The organism is Vibrio sp. 10N.261.46.E11, from assembly GCF_041472735.1.
Taxonomy (GTDB): domain Bacteria; phylum Pseudomonadota; class Gammaproteobacteria; order Enterobacterales; family Vibrionaceae; genus Vibrio.
The window spans coordinates 1-23,629 of the sequence record NZ_JBFRQW010000071.1; the positions used below are offsets into that span (position 1 = coordinate 1).

Below are 23,629 nucleotides of genomic sequence, written 5' to 3' on the forward strand. Positions count from 1 at the left end.
CTTAAGTGAACGGCATTAGAGCCGATGCTCTGGTTTTTTATTACTTAGGTCTCTATTGCTCGCTTTTTATTCAACCCGCTAACCATGATGATTCATTATTAACGAGAATGCTTTATTACTAACAAAACATGTATAACGAGTGAAAAACTAAGCACCTTCGTTATGTAGCTCTAAGTTAGCCAGATCTTGTTGGATCTCACGCTCAATCTTAGAATCGTCATTACGTAAAGAGTCTAGGAAATCTAGGTACGCTTGGTCGATATCGCCCGTTACATACTCACCGTTGAATACTGATGTATCAAAACGAGAGATGTCTTGATTGCCCATACCAACAGCAGCAATTAAGTCTGGTAACGTTTGGAAGATCAACGCGTCTGCACCAATCTGCTTACAAATCGTTTCGTTATCACGACCATGAGCAATTAACTCCGTTGCGCTCGGCATATCAATGCCGTAAACGTTAGGGAAGCGAACCTCTGGAGCGGCAGAAACCATGAAGACTTTGTTTGCACCAGAATCACGAGCCATTTCAATGATCTGCTCTGATGTTGTGCCGCGAACGATAGAGTCATCAACCAGTAGAACGTTCTTACCTTTAAACTCAGATCGAATCGCGTTGAGTTTACGGCGAACCGACTTCTTACGTTGTTGCTGACCAGGCATGATAAACGTGCGACCAACGTAGCGGTTCTTCACGAAACCTTGACGGTATGGCTTATCAATCGCTTGAGCGATACGTAGCGCAATATCGTTCGACGTTTCAGGAATTGGGATAACCACGTCAATATCTAAGTCCGCATATTCTTCTTTAATACGCTTACCTAGCATCTCACCCATCTCAACGCGTGCGCTGTAAACCGAGATTTTGTCGATGAATGAATCTGGGCGTGCAAAGTATACAAACTCAAAGATACATGGGTTTAGTTGTGGGTTGTCTGCACATTGCTTAGTGAAAAGTTCACCGTCGAACGTTGCGTAGATAGCTTCACCCGGTGCTACGTCGCGCATGAAATCAAAACCAACAGCGTCTAACGCTACCGACTCAGATGCAACCATGTACTCTGTTTTACCGTTAACTTCACGCTTACCAAGACACAGTGGACGAATACCATGTGGGTCACGGAACGCGATCATACCGTGGCCGATGATCATTGCCGTTACTGCGTAAGCACCACGAATCGTGCGGTGTACGTTAGATACAGCACGGAAAACATCATCAGAAGTCACGTTACCTTTAACGGTATCGATCTCATGAGCCAATACGTTCAGTAGAACTTCAGAGTCAGAGGTTGTGTTGACATGACGACGGTCTTTCTCGAACAACTTCTCACGAACTTCGTTTGCATTCGTTAGGTTGCCGTTGTGAGCCAATGTGATGCCAAAAGGCGAGTTTACGTAGAAAGGCTGAGCTTCCGACGCGCTTGAGCTACCTGCTGTCGGGTAACGAACATGGCCAATACCAACGTTACCTTGGAGGCGTTGCATGTGTTTTGCTTCAAAAACATCTTTTACTAAACCGTTCGCCTTACGCAGACGGAAACGATTGCTTTCTATGGTACAAATACCAGCGGCATCTTGGCCACGATGCTGCAATACCGTTAAAGCGTCATAAATAGACTGGTTTACAGGTGTTGAACCCACGATTCCAACAATACCACACATGTCCTAATCCTCGATTTTTCGACATTAACTGGCGCTAAAGCGCGCCAGATAAGAAACTAGATGTTGCTTGTAAATGCTCGAAGAACGGCGCAATGATTCGGCTAAACTCCGGAACCAACTGCGAATTCTTCCACCACTCAGAACTTGGGAATGCAGTAAACGCATCCATGAAAAACAACACTGCAGAAACAATCAAAACACCCCGTAAGCCACCAAAGACGACACCGAGGATTCTGTCTGTACCCGACAGGCCTGTTTTCTGAACTAGCTGACCGATGACATAGTTAACTAAGGCACCAACAACTAACGTTGCAACAAACAATGCTGCTATCGCCGTTCCGTTTCGAAACATCTCATCTTCGATATTGGTGAAGTACATAGCTAATTTAGCGTAGTACTGGCTAGCAATAAAAAATGCTCCAAACCAAATAACAAGTGACAACGCTTCTTTAGCGAAACCGCGAACTAAACTGATCACGGCAGAGAAGCCGATCACGCCTAAAATGACAAAATCTAACCAATTCATGAATTCTTCATCTTAAGTTGGCGCGCATTTTAACAGAAAAAATGCTGACGCAAACGTTTTCTTATGGATTTAACGGTTTAAATTTGAGCAATTGGCCTTTTGAACCCGTAATTTTTTCTAATTCCTGAATTTGTCGCTCAAGTTTGGATTTAGAAACATCCGGGCCAATAATTACTCGCGTAAACGTTTTTTCTTGCTTGGTATGAGCCTGATAACCACGCTTCTGTAAATCCTTAACAACGTTTTTTGCGTTGTCAGCATTCTTCAAAGCCATCAATTGAATAATCCAAGCGCTGTCTTGGTATTCATTTTTTTCCGGTACGGGCTTAACCACCACTGCCACTTTATCCGCTTCTTTGTTACTGGAAGCCGACGCAGTTTGCTTATCTGAATTATCAACACCACTTTCAACCACTCGCTCAACCGGAGAGTCCGGCAGTGCAATCTGATCTTCTATAGGGTCGAGTACTTCAAAAACTTCTACATTACTATCAAGCTCTGGCTTAATCGGAATGCTTGCAAACTCTTCTTTATAGTGGAGCTTCTTACCATCCAGCACATCGGGCAATACAATCACACCAATGGCCACTAAAATGATGGTACCGACTAATCGGCTTTGGAATTTACTTGCCATTTAGTTTCCTTTTTTCTGCCAATGCTCCAATACTTCACCCACAGTATGGAAAGAACCGACCACCAGTACAACATCGTCACCTTTAACAGAAGCTAAAGCCGCTTCAAACGCTGCTACAGGGTTTGAATGCTGCTCTATGCCTTGAGGTAAGCTTTGACACAATTCAGCAGCTGTTGCGGCTCGTGGGCCGTTCAGCGAAGCTGGGTACCAATGTGTTGTGATTGGTGCTAATACTTCCAATGTCGCAGGGATATCTTTGTCATGAAGCATGGCGACTACAACGTGTAAATTTTTGCCTGCATACTTCTTCGTTACTTGCTGCGCAAAGTATTCAGCCGAATGCGGGTTGTGCGCAACATCAAGCACAATCACGGGTTGTTCGCTAATTTTCTGCATACGCCCAGGTAGCTGTGCGTTCTTCATGCCATTAACGATGTTCACATCGCTAATGCTAAGTTCCGAAGTACCTAATGCCATCAATGCTGTTGCTGCGTTAGGTAGCGGCAGGCTTGGAATAGGCAATGATTCTAGTTGGAATGCCCCACTACGCCAGTTCCAAGTATCGCCGTCTACATCATAGGTGTATTGAATGCCCACCTGATAGAACTCAGCCTTAATGTCATCAGCGTGAGCAGCAACCGTAGCTGGTGGTTTAGGTTGACCACAGATAGCCGGCTTGCCACTACGATAAATACCGGCTTTCTCAAAACCAATCACATTGATGTCATCACCTAGCCAATCAACATGGTCGACAGCCAAACTGGTAATCACAGAAACATCATGCTCAACGATATTCGTCGCATCTAGGCGTCCACCTAGACCCACTTCTAATAACACAACATCAACCGCTTCAGTTTGAAAAGCACGTAACGCCGCTAAAGTCCCATATTCGAAAAAGCTAAGGCTGATCTCGCCGCGCTCTTTCTCAATGAAATTGAAAGAGTGAACTATCTTTTCATCGGATAGATCTTGGCCGTTAATACGAACACGTTCGTTATAGCGAATTAAGTGAGGAGAACTGTAGACACCAACTGAATAACCAGCGTCCAATAGAATGGCTTCCATTAGAGCACATGTAGAGCCTTTGCCATTGGTTCCGGCAACGGTAATCACGTGTTTAGCAGGTTTGGTGAGGTTTGCCTTAGAGGCGACGGCCTGAACTCGGTCTAATCCAAGATCAATAGCGCTTGTGTGGATGTTTGATAAATAATCAAGCCACATCTCCAAAGAGGATGTGGCTTGAGGAATAGGTTGTTGACTCATCTAACTCATAACCATAATTAAGTTGGTTTGTTAGAAGGTACTTTACCCTTTTTCTGGCGCTTCTGGTACTTCATAAGTAGCTTCATTCGGTGAATCGTTCACAGAAACTACTAATGGTGAAGGCTGATTGGTCATTTTAGCAACAAGGCTTGCAACGCGCTGGCGCATCTCACGGCGGTCAACGATCATGTCGATAGCACCGTGGTCTAGTAAGAACTCACTGCGTTGGAAACCTTCAGGAAGGTCTTCACGTACCGTTTGTTCGATTACACGACGTCCAGCAAAACCGATAAGCGCTTTGGGTTCGCCGATGTTGATATCACCAAGCATTGCCAAACTTGCAGAAACACCACCCATTGTTGGGTCAGTCATTACTGAAACAAACGGTAGGCCTTTCGCAGATAAACGCTCTAGAGCAGCACTGGTTTTTGCCATTTGCATTAGAGACATCAATGCCTCTTGCATACGAGCACCACCACTTGCCGAGAAACAAACTAAACCACACTTGTTCTCAATAGCCGCATCTACCGCTTTCACAAAACGAGCACCTACAACAGAACCCATTGAGCCGCCCATGAATGAAAATTCAAACGCACACGCTACGATAGGTAAACCAAGCAGTTCGCCTTTCATTGCAACTAATGCATCTGTTTCACCACTGTTCTTCTGAGCAGTAGAGATACGTTCTTTGTAACGCTTAGAATCTTTAAACTTCAGTTTGTCTTGTGGCTCAAGATCAGTACCTAATTCAACACGCTCGCCTTTGTCTAGGAATGTATCCAGACGACGGCGTGCTTTCATACGCATGTGATGGTCACATTTCGGACATACTTCTAGGTTACGCTCCAGTTCAGCATGGTAAAGAACCTGCTCACAAGAAGTACACTTAGTCCAAACACCCTCAGGGATAGACGCTTTACGAGATGTTACGATGTTGCTTTTTTCTAAAATCTTTTCAAGCCAACTCATGGAAGACCTTTTTGTTTCGATTCCTCCGCTTGATTGCGAAAGAAATAAATTTGGGAATTATGCAGGGAATTAAACCACATAAAACAACGACTGTAGATAAAAAACTGGTTGTACCTATTTTCTGTGACTATTTTACGCACGAAACCGTAATAATTTTTGAACCTAAGTCTCACATTTAGTTCAAATTATCGGGCAGAAATAGAGGACCAATAGGCTCTCTTGGTAATTCAAAATGTTCAGGATAATCAACATCCACCAGGTATAAGCCTTCCGCTTTCGCTGTCGCGCCGGCCACTTTTCGATCTTTAGCCTCTAAAAGCCACTGAATCCACTCTGGTTTTTGCTCACCTTTGCCTACCGCAATTAGGCTACCCGTAATATTTCTCACCATATGGTGAACAAACGCATTCGCTTTAATATCGATCACAATGTAGTGTCCATGACGAGTCACGTTTAAGTGAATCATGTTTCTCCATGGGCTACGAGATTGACAATGTGTTGCCCTGAACGAAGTAAAGTCATTCTCACCAAGTAAGTACTGACCCGCTTCATGCATCTTTTTCTCATCAAGGTGACCATGGTAATGGCTCACACCTGAATTCAAGATGCCAGGACGTAGTGCATGGTTAAAGATAATATAGCGATAACGGCGTGCTGTTGCAGAAAAACGAGCATGGAAATCCTCATTCACTTCTGTTGCCCAACGAACAGCAATATCTTTTGGCATGTTGGCATTTGCGCCCATTGTCCATGCCACCATTTTACGATCAACATTAGTTTCAAAGTGAACGACTTGTCCCGTACCGTGAACACCGGCATCTGTACGACCAGCGCACATAACTTCTACAGGGTGATTCGCGACAACTGAAAGAGCCTTTTCCAATTCTTCTTGGACACTTTTCACGTCTCGTTGGCGCTGCCAACCAAAGTAGTGGGTACCGTTATATTCAATACCTAAAGCAATTTTCATGTTCTTGTTCTCTTTGAAAATGGGCGAGAAGTATATACGGAAATGAGTATTAGCCCAAATAGGAAGGGGCTAATACTGTAATAAACAATCACTACCACCCTAGACTATGATTTAAAAAAACGAAATAAAACAGTGGCCCTTGGGTGCGTCCAAAAAATAAAGGGTAGCCAACGCTACCCTTTATGATTTTTTAAATTTATCGGCCGTTTAACGTATCGATGAGGTTCTTAGCCTCTCGGCGAATATCATCGCTTCCGTCAACGATCGCTTCTTCTAGAAGCTTAATCGCACCTTGCGAGTCACTCATCTCAATGTATATTTTCGCCAAATCGAGCTTACCAGCGGCTTCTGCGTTGCTGTCGACATCATAATTACCGATGTCACCGATAACATCAGGGAACTCGTTTAGGCCAACATCCAGCTTCAACTCTTCGTCATCTGGATTAATAGCGTCTTCACCTTCTTGCTCAACTTGAGCCATCAATTCATCAATCGTCATGTACTGCTTATCACGACCGTTGTCTGACTCGGTTAGATTCTCTTGTTGACCCCAATTCTCTTGTTTGATTTTCGGTTCTGCTTGCTGCTCTGCTGATGCCCAAATCGCCTGTTGATCATCAGGCACATCATTATGCATGCTCGATTGCTGCTCAGGATCTAGGTTGAAGCCTTTCCAGTCTTCGCCGCCAGCTTCAAGCATGGCGTCAATATCTAGCCCTGCACTATCAATTGATGTTGCATCCAGTGGCTTATCGAACATGTTGTCGACAGAGTCTTGAACATCTTCTGAAAGTAACTCAGCTAGCGCTGTTTCATCAAAGTCATCAAACCCTTCTAGAGGTTCGTCTTGCACCGCTGTCGGCGCTGAGTTCGATTCTGCAGGCCCTGAATTGAATTCTGAAGCCGAACTCGTTAATTCATCGGATTGTCCGAAAGCCGCCAATTCAGGCTCTTTTCCATCTGCGAAATCGTCTGCTTCTGATAAATCGTCTGTATCCGAGAAATCATCAGCATGACTGAAACTTTGCGGGTTTGAGAACAAATCATGCAGCGCATCTTGCTCTTCACCTTGTGGGCTGAAAGACGTTAATGGTGTTGGCTTCTCAGCAAACGCATCAGAAATAGCTTCGTCTTCACCGTATTCCGGCAAATCAAACTCATCGAGCTCTACGCCTTGCTCTTCCGCTACAGGCTCAGCGCTGCTTTGTTCGATGTCATCTAAGACTGAATCCGCTTTGGCGCTCTCTTCATCGTATTCAGGCAGATCAAGGTCATCGAACTCAAACTTTTCGGACTCTGGAGCAAGATCTTGCTCTAACTGCGCTTCATCCGGTTCGCTAACCACTTCCGCCAACGCATCTTCTTCGCCAAACTCTGGAAGCTCTAAATCATCAAACGAGAACTCGTCTTCGCCTTCTTGTCCTAGAACTTCAGCTTGTCCCTTAGCTTCAACTTGCGGTGCCGATTCTGCTTGAGGTTCAGCGTTTAGTTGAGAATCAACAGTAGGAGCAACTGGTTCTGGTATTACTTCAACATCAGCTTCTGCCAATGCGTCTTCTTCATTAAACTCTGGAAGATCAAAATCATCAATCGAGAATTCATCTTCGCCTTCTTGATCTACCGATTCTGCTTGTTCCGTTGCTTCTACTTGAGGTTCGGTTTCAACTTTTTGTGCAGCTTCAACTTGCGGTTCATAGTCTAACTGAGGTTCAACAGCAGGAACCACCGGCTCTTCCGCTACTTCATCAACTTGTGCCAATGTTTCTTGTTGAGCCGTGTCGTCTTCAATCAGCCAATCATCGTCTTCTGGCACACCAAATTCATTTGGAACGATCTCTGGCATATGTGCAGCACGAACTGGCTCTGGCTCTGGCTCTGGCTCTGGCTCTGGCTCTGGCTCTGGCTCTGGCTCTGGCAGGGATTCAACAACATCGTCGAGTTGATCACTACCTTGAATCTTAGGTTCGAAGTCAAAATCAGAGTCGATGTTCGCTGGAGATTCTACATCATCGATAGCTTCTGCTAACCAGTCTTCAACCGTCTCTTCATCATCTTCAACCGATGATACAGTTTCTTCCGCTGATACTATTTCTTCCGCTGACACTTCATTGCTGTCTGAAAGAGACGCTTGCTCTGGTTCAACCGTATTTTCAATTAATGACTCAACAGGCTCTTCTGTCGCTGGCAACAAATCATTGTCATCAGAAGTCATTAACTCATCTATCAATGCTTCGTCGGTTGTTTCTAGCGAGTCATCAAGTAACGCATCTGTTGCCGGTGCGACACCGAACAAATCATCGATAAAGTCATCACGATTAAAGGCTTCATTATTTTCTGGCTTAACGTCAGCACTGTCTTGAATCATTTCCGAATCTAACGATTCATCACTAACGACTTCAGGTTGTGGTGTTCCACTAATGTCCGATGCTTGCTCAGGCTCCACTTCAGGTGTTTCTGAGGTTAACGGAGTAAGCTCGACCTCTGAATCCTTTTCAGACTCATCGCTGACGTTGTCAAAACCATAGGCTTCGTCTAACTCTTTATCAAACGCCTTCTCTTCAGGTTCAAGCTCGTCTTCAATGCCACTTGTCAGTAGATCATCAAATGGGTCTAAAGATTCTGAATCTTGTTCATCGGTTTCACCTACTGATAGATCATTACCTAGCAGTTCATCTAACGTCTCATCACCTTCGATGGTAAGTTGAGCATCATTGGCGTCATCGTCTAGAAAATCATCTAGTAGGTCTGTGCTCTCGGCATCGAGTTCAAAGTCATCATCAGAATCATCAATCAACTCATCCAAGGTTTCAGTACTGTCTTCCGAAATGTCTAGCTCATCATCGGTCGACAAGCCTGAGAGTTCTTCGAGTTCAGATAATGAATCAAAACCTAAAGGATCACTCTCAGACTCATCATCCGATTCATCTTCCAACATATCATCTAGAAGATCGGTTGAATTACTGAGATCAACATCATCCCCTGTCAATTGCTCATCGAGCAGGTCGACACTGTCTTGAGTTTCTTCACTTTCGGTTGGCAGATCAAACTGAGAAAGGATGTTATCGATATCATCATCAGACGCCAAAGCGCTGTTTAGATTCTCAGCAACCTCGTCATCATTATCGAGATTTAGAGGCTCATTGACTTGCTCATTTTGAGACGCAACCTGAGCGAAAATGTCATCAATATCATCTTCGACGCTAGGAGTAGAAGGCTGTGAGGCCTGCTGCTCTGAAATCAACGAATCGATATCAAATTCATCGTTGCTCACATCCACAGGTGCAGTATCGCTCTGTTGCTCAGAGATAAGCGCATCAATGTCAAAATCATCGGTTGCTGATGTGTCGGTATTAGAAATCGAATCACTTTGCTCTTCTGAGATTAAAGCATCAATATCGAAGCTATCATCATCTTCATCATCAAGCGCAAATAGATCGTCTAATAGAGATTGGTCTAGTTCGTTAGAGCCTAGATCTTCAGTCTCAGAATCCTGTGATAGTAGCGATTCAATATCTTCATTCGACATTGAGTTATCATCTGAAAGATCAAAGTCGGCCTCATCAGAACCGAGTTCGCTTTCTGATGTTTTATCAAGTGCGCGTTCCATCTCTTCAAGACCAAGCGCCTTGTCATCGCCATTGACACTAATGCCGTTGCTGCTGTCTAACTCCAGATCATCGAAGTTAGTGTCTAAGTCACCATTTTCGCCAATACTCGCAAATGGGTCGTCATCGTCATCATCGAGATTAAAATCGAGATCAGAATCATCTAAACCTGCGAATACATCTTCTTCAGGCGATGCTTGGTCATCAAATAACTTATCAGCATCATCTTCATTGCCAAATTGTTCATCGTCTAAAGACAATTCATTATCAAAGTCGTCCATCTCATCGCCTAAAGCGATAGGCGCGACGCTACTTGCATCTGATTGAATTGGTTGGTCTTGTGTCGGCTGCTGCTCATCATTTTTAGAACGGCGCCCTAACAGGATCACTATGATAAGACCAAGTAGCAGGCCAGGAATAACCGCAAGAGCAGTAACTAACCAACCATTTGATAACAATTGATCCATGGCACTTGGAGCCATTTTTGCAATCTCAGCGTTCTTTCTACGCTCTTCATCAAGCAGCTTTTCCACTTCGCTACGAATGCGGTCTTCATCACTAAGTTCTGTTTTTAGCTCATCTACTTCCAATTGAACATTCGACAACATCAGACGAAGTTGATGGTTTTTCTCTTCAAGTGACAATAGCTCAGTTTCTGAAAGCTCTAGCTGTTTCTCTAGCTTGTTCATCTCTCGGGTTGGAGCCGATTGAGCTGGAGACGATTGAGTTGGAGACAATGGCTTTTTAGCGGCTTCAGCTGTGCTTACTTGCTTTGCAGGAACAACATTGTTTGAGCTTGCATCAGGGCGGCTTGACGCTTGCGCTGGTTTTGGCTTTGACACTGTGGGTTTAGTCACAGGAGCATCGAGCTTAGCAAGGTGCGCATTCATGATGTTAACGGCTTGCTGTGTAGAACTTGCACGTGCTTGCTCTAAAGAAGGCACTCGTAAATTACTGGCAGGCAGCAAGCTGTGGATATTCTGGTTTTCAAACGCTTGTGGATTTAGACGATAAATAGCCAACAAGGTTTGCTGAACTGAAACGGAATTATCAGGGCGTAACCTTGAGGCAATTGACCACAATGTTTCCGACCCCAAAGTTGGGCCGTAAAAACGAGAAGGCCCAGCACGATTCAACTGTGCTCTTTGAAGAGGTTCGGAAAACGTAGGCGCTGATTGTATCTGACCATTAGGCCCTACAACTCGAATGGAATCTGCACGAACAACGGAAATCTGAGTCGCCATGAGAATGGCAAAAGGCATTAACCACGGCTTGAAAAATTGAAACATAAAAGGCTCAGCTAGGTGCTTAAATTCGAATAAATTGATGAACTGTTAAATATATCGGATAAACGACGTAAAGCTATAGAGATGAAAACAAAAAATGTGTTGCAGCGACAATATTCGCAGCAATTTCACACAATTTGACTAACAATATTTTCAATCGATTAAAAAAGCCCCACTAAAAGAGTGAGGCTTGTTTATCAAAGCAGTGAAGCTTAGAAGTAATCGCGAATCAGAACTTCAGCGATTTGAACTGCGTTTGTTGCTGCGCCTTTGCGAACGTTATCAGCGACAACCCACATGTTCACACCGCTGTGATGGCTGATGTCGTTACGAATACGACCAACCATTACGTGGTCTTTACCACCAGCATCACGAACCTGAGTTGGGAAGTCTAGAGCTTGGAAAACTTCAACGCCTTCCGTGTTCTCTAGAAGCTGAATAACTTGCTCAGCACCGATTGGCGCGCGAGTTTCAATGTGTAGAGATTCAGCGTGACCATAGAACACAGGAACACGAACACAAGTCGGGTTCACCGTGATTGATGAATCAGCAAAGATCTTTTGAGTTTCCCAAACCATTTTCATTTCTTCACGTGTGTAGCCGTTCTCTGTAAATTCATCGATTTGAGGAATACAGTTGAACGCGATCTGCTGTGGGAACGCTGAATTTTCAGCTGGCATGCCGTTAAGAAGCTTAGCCGTTTGACCTGCTAGCTCATCGATACCTGGCTTACCCGCACCAGACACAGATTGGTAAGTTGAAACGTTAATACGCTCAAGGCCCACTTCATCGTGAATCGGTTTAAGTGCTACTACCATCTGAATAGTAGAACAGTTCGGGTTCGCAATGATGTTGCGGTTACGGAACTCAGCAATCGCTTCAGGGTTCACTTCTGGCACAACCAGAGGAACATCGTATTCGTAACGGAAGCGTGATGTATTATCGATAACAACAACACCTTCATCAGCCGCGATTGGAGCCCAGCGTTCTGAAAGCTCGCTACCTGCAGAGAAAAACGCAATATGTACTTGAGACCAATCGAAGTCTTCTACGTTTTGTACTTGTATTGTTTTGCCGTTAAAACGGGAAGTTTTGCCTTCACTACGTTCACTTGCTAGTAAGTGCATTTCACCGACAGGGAATTTACGCTCTTTAAGTACTTCAAGAATGGTTTCACCAACCGCACCAGTCGCACCTAAAATAGCAATATTAAATTCTTGGCTCATTGTTTCTCTCTTTTATAAAGTTGGCTTTACCATAAAACCGAGTTTAGATAACGGCGTTAAATTACAAGATTCGTCGCCCGTTAACTCGACTGCACTGTACTCTCTGCGGTCCCAATATTCTTTACGCATCTTGTCAAAAGAACCCGGCGTAGAGATATTGCGACGGAATAAGGCGTCGTCTTTGCGCACATCATAGATCAACTGAGTCAAATTGTGCAGTGTTGCTTCATCCCAAGCTCTATCTAATTTCATTTGAGGCACTGGCGCTGTCGGCAGGAGGTCGCTTGCATAAGCACGCTGTTCAGTACCTAAAAACTCACAATAACTGTTGAAGATCATCGTGGTACCACGCGCTTTACCCTCTAAACCGTAGCCCGCTACGTGAGGTGTTGCAAAAGCGAGCAACGGAAGAAGTTCAAAGTCGACTTCAGGTTCAAACTCAAACACATCAAGAACGGCAGTGAAACCATCGGCTTTTTGCAAGCGAGCTTTTAACGCTTGGTTATCAACAACTGGGCCACGAGCCGCATTTATCAGAATTTGGTCAGCACGTAAATTGTTTAGTACTTGCTCATTGATCAAATGATGCGTTGGGAACTCACCTGTCTTAGTGATTGGCGTATGCAGAGTGATGACGTCTGACTGCTCAAGCAGAGTATCTAGCTCAGTAAATTCGCGAGTATCACCCTCTTGCTGTTTTAGAGGATCGTTCAGCAGAACTTTAATACCAATACCTTCAAGGCACTTTGCTAAATAGCTACCCACTTGGCCACAGCCGATAATACCGACCGTTTTTTTGAATACAGAGAAACCTTGCTGCTGAGCCAACACCATCATCGCGCTGAACGCGTACTCAGCCACACCCACCTTGTTACAGCCTGGGGCTGCAGTAAAGAAAATGCCATGTTCTTTCATCAATTCTTGGTCGACATGATCCATACCTGCCGTCGCTGTGCCGACAAACTTCAGCTTGTTGGCTTTACTGATCAATGACTCGTTCACCTTGGTGACAGAGCGAATCATCAAAGCGTCTACGTCAACTAGGTCGTCAGCAGTTAATGTGCGACCAGACTTCATTGTCACTTCCCCTAGCTGGCTAAAAAGCGCTTCAGCATAAGGCATATTTTCGTCGATTAAGATTTTCATTTGGCGAGTACTTTGGTTGGGGTCTATCGACCTATATGTGAATTGAAATGATTGTGCAAAATTCCACACACGGTGTCGAGTAGCAATTGGAATACATTATAAATAAAGGGTTGAATCGCCTAGTCTGCACAAGCAAAAGCAGTAATAAGAACAACTACCTGAAATTAGAAAACTAAAGTCAGAAGACTAAAACGAAAAATGCCCGATTGAATAAACAATCGGGCAAACATCCAGAACAAAAGGATCCTATCTCGCTCTCCAGGAGACAGAGTCTTGCGTCTGTTCAACCAGTACTAACCAAAGCCAGTACTGATCAAGCTCTGGAAACCTTTCAATTTCTAAACTCAAATTTAAAAAACTATTTTCTAAAGCGAAGCTTATAAAGCTAGGGTTAAAAAACACGTTTGAAAATCTATGTTTAAAAAGCTTTGTTCTGTTGGTCAGGATTAATGAGTTACCTGTGCGTGTTGAATCAGCACTCACATCACCCACTAACGATTAACCTTTTATTAATTTAACCTCAGCTTCAATTAGCCTTGGTATTTTTTGATTACTAGCGTTGCGTTCGTACCGCCGAAACCAAAGCTGTTAGACATAACCGTTGTTAGCTCTTGTTCACGAGCTTCGGTTACGATATCTAGGCCTTCGCCCGCTTCGTCTAGGTTTGCAACGTTAATGCTTGGTGCGATAAAGCCGTTGTCTAGCATTAGCGTTGAGTAAATCGCTTCGTGTACACCAGCCGCACCTAGAGCGTGACCTGTCATCGCTTTAGTTGCTGAGATTGCAGGGCTGTTGCCGCCAAAGACTTCTTGGATTGCGCCAAGTTCTTTAACGTCACCTACAGGAGTTGAAGTACCGTGAGTGTTCACGTAGTCAACGCCATCAACGTTTTGCATTGCCATCTTCATACAACGAACCGCGCCTTCGCCAGAAGGAGCAACCATGTCGTAGCCATCTGAAGTTGCGCCGTAACCTACGATCTCGCCGTAGATTTTTGCGCCACGAGCAACAGCGTGCTCAAGTTCTTCGATAACTAGCATACCGCCGCCACCAGAGATAACGAAACCGTCACGATCAGCGTCGTAAGTACGAGAAGCCAATTCTGGCGTGTCGTTGTACTTAGTAGAAAGTGCGCCCATTGCGTCGAACATCATAGTCAGAGACCAATCCAGTTCTTCACCGCCACCAGCGAATACTACGTCTTGCTTACCAAGTTGGATAAGCTCCATTGCGTGACCAATACAGTGTGCAGATGTTGCACATGCAGAACTCATAGAGTAGTTCACACCGCGGATTTTGAAAGGTGTTGCTAGACAAGCAGAAACCGTAGAAGCCATTGTACGTGGAACCATGTATGGGCCAACGCGCTTCACGCCTTTTTCACGGATGATGTCTACTGCGTTTACTTGGTTTAGAGATGAAGCACCCCCTGAACCCGCTACGATACCCGTGCGGTCATTAGATACTTGATCTTCAGTTAAACCAGAGTCAGCAATTGCTTGCTCCATTGAAAGATAAGCGAATGCCGCTGCATCACCCATAAAGCGCATTTTTTTGCGATCGATATGGTCAGCAGGGTTCATTTTCAGGTTACCCCAAACTTGAGAGCGCAAGCCATTTTCCTTGAACTGCTCTGAAGCGGTAATACCTGATTTACCCTCTTTCAGTGATGCTAAAACTTCTTCGACGTTGTTACCGATACTTGAAACAATACCCATACCGGTGATTACGACTCGTTTCATGTGACATTCCTATAATTCTAAATTCAGCTAGATGATAACTAAGAAGCCTAACAAAAGTGGTCAGCTTTCCTAGAAATTCGTACAATCCCTACCAACATATCGCTTCAAATCACAAAATGATAGATTTTATGACTTCAATTATTAATGCAGAACTGGAATGGAATGAGTCTGGCACGCCAGTTTCAGACCAATTTGACGACGTTTACTTCTCTAATGTTAACGGTTTAGAAGAAACTCGCTACGTCTTTTTAAAACAAAACCACCTTCCAGAGCGTTGGGTTGAACATCAACAACGCCGTTTTGTGATTGCTGAAACCGGTTTTGGGACGGGTTTAAACTTTCTCGCAGTCTGGCAATGGTTCGATGCTTTTCTTAAAGATAACCCACAAGCGATGACCAAAGAGTTACATTTCATCAGTTTTGAAAAATATCCTTTAAATAAAGAGGATCTGATCAAAGCGCACCAATCTTGGCCTGAATTAGCCCAGTATGCGACGCAACTCCAAGAACATTATCCGATTGCCCTGCCCGAATGCCACCGCATTGTGTTGGGCGATGGTGCGATCACACTCGATTTATGGTTTGGTGATATTAAAGATTGTATGCCAAACGTGCCTACCCCGCAGAAAGGTTTGGTTGACGCTTGGTTCTTAGATGGCTTTGCGCCAAGTAAGAACCCAGAGATGTGGAATCAAAACCTATTCAACGGCATGGCCAAACTGGCAAAACAAGATTGCAGCTGTGCAACGTTTACCGCTGCCGGTTTTGTTCGCCGCGGTTTAATCGAAGCCGGCTTTGAAATGAAAAAAGTTAAAGGCTTTGGTACTAAGCGTGAAATGATTGCCGGCCGACTTGGTGAGAGGCACGCTCATACCAACATCAAACCTTGGTATGGCCTAGCTCAACACAGTGATTCACAAGATATCGCCATTATCGGTGGTGGTGTCGCCAGTGCTGCACTTGCAAAAACCTTAAGCCGACGTGGTAAAAACATCACGCTTTATTGTGAACACCCACAAGCCGCTGGAAATGCCTCTGGCAACAATCAAGGTGCCATTTATCCGCTACTCAGCGAAGCGACATCGAATGTCTCAAGAATATTTGGTCCGGGCTTATTGTTTGCCCGCCAATTTATTAAACAAGCAGCACAATCAGTAAACTTCGATCACAACTGGTGTGGCGTGAACATTTTGATGTGGGATGAAGGCTCAACCAAAAAGCTCAATCGCATGTTAGAAGGCAATTTCCATACAGACTTGATTCAGCGTTTAACGCCAGAGCAAGCCAACGGAAAGATTGGCTTACCAGTCGATAAAGAGAGTGTCTACTTTCCACTGGGAGGTTGGTTAAGCCCTCTTCAGCTTACTCAAGGTTTGATTAGCAAGTTGGAAGAGACCAACCAAGTGATCGCGCACTATCAACATCAAGTAACGCAACTTGAATGGCTCGAAGCAGAGCAGCAATGGTTGCTGACGATTGAGACGCCTCAAGGTGAAATTCAAACCAAGCACGACCAAGTCGTTGTCGCGAACGGACACAAGTTCACTCAGTTTGAACAAACTCGCCCCGTACCTCTCACGCCCGTTAAAGGCCAAGTGAGTCATATCCCGACTACAGAGAACCTCAGCCAGTTAAAAACGGTATTGTGTTTTGATGGCTATCTTACGCCGCAGAATCCAAACAATGGTCATCACTGTATTGGTGCGAACTACGACAAGACCAATATCGACCAAGAGTTTGATATTGAGGTTCAGCAACATAATGGTGAGCGCCTACATGGATCGCTACCAGACCAAGCATGGACAAAAGATGTCGACACCAGTGGCAACTTAGCGCGCCAAGGTATCCGAAGCGTGAGTCGAGATCATCTACCATTTGTCGGTAATGTGGGCGATTTTGAATCCATCAAAGAGCAATATCAAAACCTACACAACTTTAACCCGCAGCGTGATGCTATCAACAGTATCGAACCTGTAACCAGCTATCCGAACTTGTTCTGCTTTATCGGTTTAGGTTCGCGTGGTTTGAGCTCTACTCCTCTTTTAGCTGAAGTCTTAGCCTCACAGATTTGTGGCGATCCTCTCCCTCTTCCAGTGGATGTGCTCGAAGCCGTTCATCCAAGTCGAATGTGGATAAGAAGATTACGTAAAGGCAAAGCGTTAACAGAAGGTTGGGTTTCAACGAAACAAGCCAGCGCGGAATAGTCGATTCTAGACTGGTTCTAAATATTCATATAAGTGTTAGGCCTTGTTGATCTTACGAGCTAATTTTTGCAGCGAAAGGCCAACATGACTTAGCACGACCCAAACAAAAAAGCCCGAGCATTTGTCAATGCTCGGGCTTTGTTTTCTAATCTTGTTTACGTCGCTGCTTCTTATTCTATAGCTGTACGTTACTTTGCAGCTATTCGCTTTACTTTCCGCGTTTACAGCTTAGCAATCGCGTCTTTAATTTGAGCAGCAATCTCTTCATTGCTGATTGAACCCGACTCAAAATCAAAATTATCGTAGAAGCTAGGTACCGACAACGATGCTTTAACGTTACCGCCAAAGTATGGCGCTGAACCTGTTGCTGCGCCAAGTACCGTTTGTGCGCCACCTGGGCCTGGAGATGTCGCTAGGTAAACCGCAGGTTTCTCACCAAACACTGAACGATCAATGCGTGTCGCCCAGTCAAATAGGTTTTTGTACGCCGCTGGGTAGTGCCCGTTGTGCTCAGCGAAAGAGATAACAAATGCGTCAGCTTCTGCTAGGTCACGTAAGAATGCTTGAGCACCCTCCGCTTGGCCAATCTCTTTTTCAGTGTCTTCACTGAACATAGGAACGTTGTAATCGTTGATGTTTAGAACTTTTACTTCAGCACCTTCAATCAAGTTAGCTGCGTAAGTTGCTAGAGTTTTGTTGATAGAGGTAGAGCTGGTGCTTGCGCCAAATGCGATTACTTTCATGGTGTGACCTTTTCTGTGATTCCGTTAAGTGGGATTAGAATAACGTAGTCAGAAAATGGAACCATCACAAGGCTTGAACGGACTCATTCAAAAAATTCGAATGAGTCTCAAATTATTGGTTCGCTCAAAAATGAGGAGGAAGAGTAATGAGCGAATTACGGTAGACGAATAATGCTAAACGACTAAAATTAAGCTTGGTTTTGCAGCTCAACCCAAAGGTCATTAACGATCGTACGATCGGCTGGTGTCAATTCAGAACGTGCGTCTTCTAGGCTCTTCTCAATACGCAATTTAACTTCTGCTACGTCTTCAATACCGTCTTCTTCACATGAAGCCACTGACAGAGAAATATGACCACGTAAGTAACCACCAGCAAACAGTTCATCATCTGATGCGTTTTCAATGCGAGCATCAATTAATTCAAGTAGTTTTTCTTCAAATTCGATAATCATAATATTCTCTTATTTCACAATAAATTGGCTAGTACATAAAGGTTCTACATCGTAGAAGCTGCGTAATGCTTCAGAGAGCATTTTCACGCGAGGCGGCAGACCAGCTTCAAAGATACCCATGACTTCGCTGTGTACTTTATTCATAAAGGCCAAACGATCTGGCTCAAAATCGCCGTGTAGATTGTCACAGCTAACATTAAAAGGAAAGCCTGCGCTGGTCGCAATGATCCATTCATACGCTTGTGGGCGAATTTCCACTTTTTCAAACTCAGCTTGAACCGACTCAGTTCGGCCATCAGGCTCATACCAGTAACCAAAATCTTCCAATAAGCGACGCTCAGGACCAGCCACACACCAGTGCGCTATCTCGTGAAGTGCTGAAGCATAAAAGCCACGAGCAAAAACGATACGGTGATGAGGAATCTCCTCATCGGCTGGCAGGTAAATAGGCTCGTCCGCTCCCAGTTCTAGCTTAGTATTGAAGCTCTCGAAAAAGGTTTGATTGAAAATGTCGATGATGTCTGGGTATTGGTGTGTCATAAGATCAAATTTAAGTAAAAAGAACTGGGGCATTTTGCGTTTTTTTAAGCGCTCGGTAAAGCCCTATCACTGGCAATGACATTAGGTTGATCATAATACTTTACGATGACAATCGATTGCTGCTCCCAGATTACACCACTTTGAGGTGAATGATTAGTTTAGCTAATCTGAAATGCCTATTCACGGTACAAATATTCATTCGTCAATCAGTGTTTTTACTACTAAACTCGCGCTTCATTTTTATATCCCTATGGTCTATAAGACTCCAATTTATAGACCTAAATTATAGAGTTACAGCAATGCTACTAAGTGTTTTGTATATCATTGGCATCACGGCAGAAGCCATGACCGGTGCTCTCAGTGCTGGCAAACAAAAAATGGATTGGTTTGGTGTAATGCTGGTTGCGAGTGCAACGGCAATCGGCGGCGGTACAGTAAGAGATATTTTACTCGGCCATTACCCTTTAGGTTGGGTTGAAAACCCACAATATCTGGCGATCACTTGTATTGCTGGTGTTATCACAACGGGATTGGCCAAATGGGTAATCAAGCTAAAAGGCTTGTTCATTCGTTTGGATGCGTTGGGACTTATCGTATTCAGTATCATTGGTACTAAAGTGGCGATGACCATGGGCTTACACCCAATGATTTGTATGGTGTCGGCATTAGTGACTGGTGTATTTGGTGGACTGCTACGCGATCTTATCTGTCGTCAAACACCATTGGTGTTACATGAAGAGTTGTACGCATCTGTCGCCCTTGTCGCTTCAGGCTTGTACCTAAGCTTACTTGAGCTTGGCATTAACGACGTAACAGCAACGATTGTTACGCTTGTGGTTGGCTACTTGCTACGTATGGCAGCGGTGAGATTCAAATGGCGCTTACCTTCGTTCCAGTTAGACCCTGAAAGCTCGGTTCACTAATTGCAGATTTGCGCTTCTAAAACAATTAGAAGCGCAAATTAATGAGAAATGATTATTCAAAACAGTCCACGTTAAAGTTCGCGATATACGTTTCTTCACGCAAATAATTAAGCGTTTCGACAAAAGAAATACTTGCGCGCTTACCAACACTAGAGTGAAGAGAATTAAATACGTTCGGTTGCGAATTAAATTCAGCTTTAAAATCATATTCTTGGCTCGAATTGTTCGCACAAAACTCTAGCTCATGCTTATCCGAACCACCTTCAATGATCGAAAGTTCACCAAAAAAGCATTCACTTTCAGCCGTCGGTTTTAACCCTTTTATATTAAACTCTAGCGTTGCTGGTGTTTGGCACTGAAACTTTACTTCCTGCTCACTTTCTACTGTTGTGCATGCGGTAAGAAGTAGAATCATAAACACTGAAATTAATCGTTTCATTGTTTAATAACCCCATACTGAACAAGCTCTGCTCGGCTCATGTAGTGCATACCTTCGGGTTTCGCAGCTTCCAAAGTGTACCAATAGAAACTTGAATCGATATTTAACGTTTCGTAATAACCCAAGTAACGTTCATGTTCAAAATGATTTTTTGGCAACAAAGAGCCATTCAACCCATCATTTGAGCTCCATGAATGAACACCGATTTTCGCACCCGCTTCAACGGTTCTTTTTACACCAGCTAAAAACAGATCAGTACCGCCCGAAGCAATAAGTCCAGATGAGCCGATATGGCTATTCATACCAGCTTCTCGAACCATCAAACCCAGCTCCGTATTTGCTTCATCATCCGCAGAACCATTGATATTCTTAAACTCTAGCATGGTCACTTGCGGATTCTGATTTAACATATCTTCAAAAGCATCGGGAGATCCGCTACATACAACCCCAGAGAGAATGGCGGTATCACCCTTGACATAAAATGTGAGTGACCTTTCACCTTCTAATGATGCATCACACTTCGAATAGTAAACACTATCGTAATCAACAGAAGCGCAACCGTTAAGAAACAGCGTTGCTAAGAGAAGCTTTTTGAACATAAATAATTACTCCAACCAGTAAGGGGATTCAAAGTAGATTCTGTACCTTTAAAATCTACCATAAGAAAAACAGCTCTTACGTAATTGATTGTAATTGATTGTCATTAACCGTTTAGATCTGTGGTGTTTCTGTTGTCACACCAAAGTTTTGACCACGGTGACGTAGCAAGTGATCAAGCAATACAATAGCTAACATCGCTTCTGCGATAGGCACAGCTCGGATACCAACACATGGATCGTGACGGCCTTTAGTGATTAGCTGCGTTGCTTCACCGTCTTTGGTGATAGTGTCACCAGGAACGGTAATGCTTGATGTGGGTTTAAGCGCAATGCTTGCCACAATATCTTGACCAGTAGAAATACCGCCTAAGATACCGCCAGCGTGGTTGCTGCTGAAGCCTTCTGGAGTTAATGGATCACGGTGTTCACTACCGCGTTGGTTAACGACATCGAAGCCATCACCAATCTCGACACCTTTCACCGCATTGATGCTCATTAGAGCGTGCGCGATGTCTGCATCTAGACGATCAAAGATTGGCTCACCAAGGCCTACAGGCACTTTAGTCGCAACTACTTGGATCTTCGCACCTATCGAATTGCCTTCTTTTAGCAAGTCACGAATCAGTTGATCAAATTCTGGTACTTTGTCGGCATCTGGACAGAAGAAAGCGTTGTTTTCAATCTCGTTCCAATCCACTTTATCAATTGAGATATCACCCATTTGAGAAAGGTAAGCTTGGATTTCAACACCAAATTCTTGTTTTAGGTATTTCTTAGCAATCGCACCAGCCGCAACACGCATTGCAGTTTCACGAGCTGAAGAACGACCACCACCTCGGTAATCACGCACACCGTACTTTTGATGGTACGTATAATCAGCGTGTCCGGGGCGGAATTTGTCTTTAATTTCGGAATAGTCTTTAGAGCGTTGGTCTGTATTTTCAATCAATAGACCAATAGAAGTGCCCGTAGTCTGGCCTTCAAATACACCTGATAAGATTTTCACTTCATCCGCTTCACGGCGAGCCGTTGTATAACGAGAAGTACCAGGGCGACGACGGTCCAAATCTCTTTGAAGGTCTGCTTCGGTAATTTCTAATCCTGGTGGGCACCCATCTACGATACATCCTAGTGCGATACCGTGACTTTCTCCGAACGTGGTCACGCGGAAATGTTGTCCGATACTGTTTCCTGCCATTACTTCCTCTAAATCAGCTATTGAGCAGAAGGTTTGATTCCGAAACCGACTGGCGAACAGCTTTACTTGTCTATTCTTCGTGAATTCATAGTGGCTTTATTAACAAATGATGTAAACCCCAAAAAACGAACAATTTTAACTTTCTATTACATGAGCCGAATGAAGTGAATAACGCGGGGAAATGAGTAGCGCTTTGAGAAGAGTATTTTTATTATGGTAGGAAAGCAAAAAACCCGACAACTCGGAGAGTTATCGGGTTTCTTTAAATAATGGCACGCCCTGAAGGATTCGAACCTTCGACCACCTCCTTAGAAGGGAGGTGCTCTATCCAGCTGAGCTAAGGGCGCGCTACAGGAACGAATTATACGAATTCGAATCAGTAAAGCAACGGCTTTGTGTAACATTCTGATCTAAGTGAGTAAAAAAAGGGCAACAAACATATAAGTGTTGGAAAATAGAACAAAGCAAACGTTTGCTTGATGGTAATCAAAAAGATTTTCTGGAATAATGCGCCAAAAACATCAGCCACTAACTTGAATATCAATACTAAGGAAATTCATGACTGCTCAAAATATTGATGGAAAGCTAATTTCTCAAACGGTTCGCTCTGAAGTTGCTGCACGTGTAAAAGCTCGTACTGAAGCTGGATTACGTGCTCCGGGCCTAGCGGTTGTTTTAGTGGGTGAAGACCCTGCTTCTCAGGTTTACGTTGGAAGTAAGCGTAAAGCGTGTGAAGAAGTTGGCTTCGTATCTAAATCTTACGACTTGCCAGCCACTGCGACAGAAGACGAATTATTAACACTGGTAGACCAACTGAACCAAGATCCAGAGATCGACGGTATTCTTGTTCAATTGCCTCTACCCGCAGGTATTGATAGCACTCATGTTCTTGAGCGCATCACGCCAGAAAAAGACGTTGATGGTTTCCACCCATACAATGTCGGCCGTTTGGCTCAACGTATGCCTAAGCTTCGCTCTTGTACGCCAAAAGGCATCATCACACTGCTTGACCGTTATAACATCGACTTACGTGGTAAGCACGCGGTTGTGGTTGGCGCATCAAACATCGTAGGTCGCCCAATGACGTTAGAGCTTCTTCTAGCGGGTTGTACAACGACAACATGTCACCGCTTCACTAAAGACCTTGAAGGTCATGTACGTCAAGCCGATGTTGTTGTAGTAGCCGTTGGTAAGCCTAACTTCATTCCTGGCGCTTGGATTAAGAAAGGGGCTGTTGTGGTCGATGTAGGCATCAACCGTTTGGAATCTGGCAAACTAGTGGGTGACGTTGAATACGACGTAGCGAAAGAAAGCGCAAGCTTCATCACGCCTGTACCGGGTGGTGTTGGTCCAATGACGGTGGCGAGCCTAATCGAGAACACCATGATCGCTTGTGAGCAATTTCACTCGAAATAGTCCGTAACGACAGCCTCGGTAGCAATAGCGTTGTTATACCTAGCCTCGTCTGTCTCGTCCTAAAATAAAAGGTTCATCGCGGCTTT

The 23,629-nt window shown here is 44.2% G+C and carries 19 protein-coding genes and 1 tRNA gene; 3 read left to right on the forward strand and 17 right to left on the reverse strand.

Annotated features, from left to right (window positions below; all coding sequences use genetic code 11):
• Positions 1-147 precede the first annotated feature (147 nt).
• The 10 genes from purF to fabB form a co-directional block, all read right to left on the reverse strand.
• A complete protein-coding gene (purF, locus tag AB4407_RS19285; RefSeq protein ID WP_372121675.1) occupies positions 148-1,662 on the reverse strand; it encodes an amidophosphoribosyltransferase in 1,515 nt (504 codons plus the stop codon).
• A gap of 34 nt (positions 1,663-1,696) precedes the next feature.
• Positions 1,697-2,188: a CvpA family protein gene (locus tag AB4407_RS19290; RefSeq protein ID WP_009848678.1), complete on the reverse strand. Its 492-nt coding sequence runs from the start codon at positions 2,186-2,188 to the stop codon at positions 1,697-1,699.
• 61 nt (positions 2,189-2,249) lie between these two features.
• On the reverse strand, positions 2,250-2,822 hold the full coding sequence (locus tag AB4407_RS19295) for an SPOR domain-containing protein (protein WP_372121676.1): 573 nt from the start codon (positions 2,820-2,822) through the stop codon (positions 2,250-2,252).
• Positions 2,823-4,085: a bifunctional tetrahydrofolate synthase/dihydrofolate synthase gene (gene folC / locus AB4407_RS19300; RefSeq protein ID WP_372121677.1), complete on the reverse strand. Its 1,263-nt coding sequence runs from the start codon at positions 4,083-4,085 to the stop codon at positions 2,823-2,825.
• Between the two features lie 42 nt (positions 4,086-4,127).
• Positions 4,128-5,054: an acetyl-CoA carboxylase, carboxyltransferase subunit beta gene (gene accD, locus AB4407_RS19305; RefSeq protein WP_372121678.1), complete on the reverse strand. Its 927-nt coding sequence runs from the start codon at positions 5,052-5,054 to the stop codon at positions 4,128-4,130.
• Positions 5,055-5,229: 175 nt separating this feature from the next.
• The gene (truA, locus tag AB4407_RS19310; RefSeq protein WP_004734161.1) at positions 5,230-6,024 is read right to left on the reverse strand and encodes a tRNA pseudouridine(38-40) synthase TruA; all 795 of its coding nucleotides are present in this window, start codon (positions 6,022-6,024) and stop codon (positions 5,230-5,232) included.
• 196 nt (positions 6,025-6,220) lie between these two features.
• Positions 6,221-10,918: a FimV/HubP family polar landmark protein gene (locus AB4407_RS19315; protein ID WP_372121679.1), complete on the reverse strand. Its 4,698-nt coding sequence runs from the start codon at positions 10,916-10,918 to the stop codon at positions 6,221-6,223.
• A 209-nt stretch (positions 10,919-11,127) separates the two neighbouring features.
• Positions 11,128-12,141 carry an aspartate-semialdehyde dehydrogenase gene (locus AB4407_RS19320; protein ID WP_372121680.1) on the reverse strand — a complete coding sequence of 338 codons (1,014 nt, stop codon included), beginning with the start codon at positions 12,139-12,141 and terminating at the stop codon, positions 11,128-11,130.
• 12 nt (positions 12,142-12,153) lie between these two features.
• Positions 12,154-13,287: a 4-phosphoerythronate dehydrogenase gene (locus AB4407_RS19325; RefSeq protein WP_372121681.1), complete on the reverse strand. Its 1,134-nt coding sequence runs from the start codon at positions 13,285-13,287 to the stop codon at positions 12,154-12,156.
• Between the two features lie 530 nt (positions 13,288-13,817).
• On the reverse strand, positions 13,818-15,029 hold the full coding sequence (gene fabB / locus AB4407_RS19330; RefSeq protein WP_009848735.1) for a beta-ketoacyl-ACP synthase I: 1,212 nt from the start codon (positions 15,027-15,029) through the stop codon (positions 13,818-13,820).
• Between the two features lie 56 nt (positions 15,030-15,085).
• On the opposite strand from fabB, the gene mnmC reads away from it, so the two are divergent.
• Positions 15,086-17,233, forward strand: coding sequence for a bifunctional tRNA (5-methylaminomethyl-2-thiouridine)(34)-methyltransferase MnmD/FAD-dependent 5-carboxymethylaminomethyl-2-thiouridine(34) oxidoreductase MnmC (gene mnmC, locus AB4407_RS19335; RefSeq protein ID WP_372121682.1), 2,148 nt, complete (start codon positions 15,086-15,088; stop codon positions 17,231-17,233).
• Positions 17,234-17,454: 221 nt separating this feature from the next.
• On the opposite strand, the gene AB4407_RS19340 is transcribed toward mnmC, so the two are convergent.
• The 3 genes from AB4407_RS19340 to AB4407_RS19350 form a co-directional block, all read right to left on the reverse strand.
• On the reverse strand, positions 17,455-17,976 hold the full coding sequence (locus AB4407_RS19340) for an NADPH-dependent FMN reductase (protein WP_372121683.1): 522 nt from the start codon (positions 17,974-17,976) through the stop codon (positions 17,455-17,457).
• A gap of 188 nt (positions 17,977-18,164) precedes the next feature.
• Complete coding sequence (locus tag AB4407_RS19345) at positions 18,165-18,428, reverse strand: YfcL family protein (protein ID WP_009848738.1); 264 nt, start codon at positions 18,426-18,428, stop codon at positions 18,165-18,167.
• A 9-nt stretch (positions 18,429-18,437) separates the two neighbouring features.
• A complete protein-coding gene (locus AB4407_RS19350) occupies positions 18,438-18,968 on the reverse strand; it encodes an elongation factor P hydroxylase (protein WP_029225616.1) in 531 nt (176 codons plus the stop codon).
• Positions 18,969-19,267: 299 nt separating this feature from the next.
• Between AB4407_RS19350 and AB4407_RS19355 the strand changes: the two genes are divergently transcribed.
• Entirely contained in the window at positions 19,268-19,891 is a 624-nt protein-coding gene (locus AB4407_RS19355; protein ID WP_372121684.1) for a trimeric intracellular cation channel family protein, read from the forward strand.
• 52 nt (positions 19,892-19,943) lie between these two features.
• Here AB4407_RS19355 and AB4407_RS19360 read toward each other — a convergent pair whose 3' ends face one another.
• From AB4407_RS19360 to AB4407_RS19375, 4 genes are all read right to left on the reverse strand, one after another.
• The gene (locus tag AB4407_RS19360) at positions 19,944-20,330 is read right to left on the reverse strand and encodes a hypothetical protein (protein ID WP_372121685.1); all 387 of its coding nucleotides are present in this window, start codon (positions 20,328-20,330) and stop codon (positions 19,944-19,946) included.
• The gene (locus AB4407_RS19365; RefSeq protein ID WP_372121686.1) at positions 20,327-20,929 is read right to left on the reverse strand and encodes an alpha/beta hydrolase; all 603 of its coding nucleotides are present in this window, start codon (positions 20,927-20,929) and stop codon (positions 20,327-20,329) included. Before AB4407_RS19365 ends, AB4407_RS19360 begins: the two co-directional genes overlap by 4 nt.
• Positions 20,930-21,041: 112 nt before the next feature.
• Complete coding sequence (gene aroC, locus AB4407_RS19370; RefSeq protein WP_017062360.1) at positions 21,042-22,127, reverse strand: chorismate synthase; 1,086 nt, start codon at positions 22,125-22,127, stop codon at positions 21,042-21,044.
• Between the two features lie 270 nt (positions 22,128-22,397).
• Positions 22,398-22,474: transfer RNA gene (locus AB4407_RS19375), tRNA-Arg, on the reverse strand.
• 211 nt (positions 22,475-22,685) lie between these two features.
• On the opposite strand from AB4407_RS19375, the gene folD reads away from it, so the two are divergent.
• On the forward strand, positions 22,686-23,543 hold the full coding sequence (folD, locus tag AB4407_RS19380; RefSeq protein ID WP_017629535.1) for a bifunctional methylenetetrahydrofolate dehydrogenase/methenyltetrahydrofolate cyclohydrolase FolD: 858 nt from the start codon (positions 22,686-22,688) through the stop codon (positions 23,541-23,543).
• The last annotated feature ends 86 nt before the right edge of the window (positions 23,544-23,629 follow it).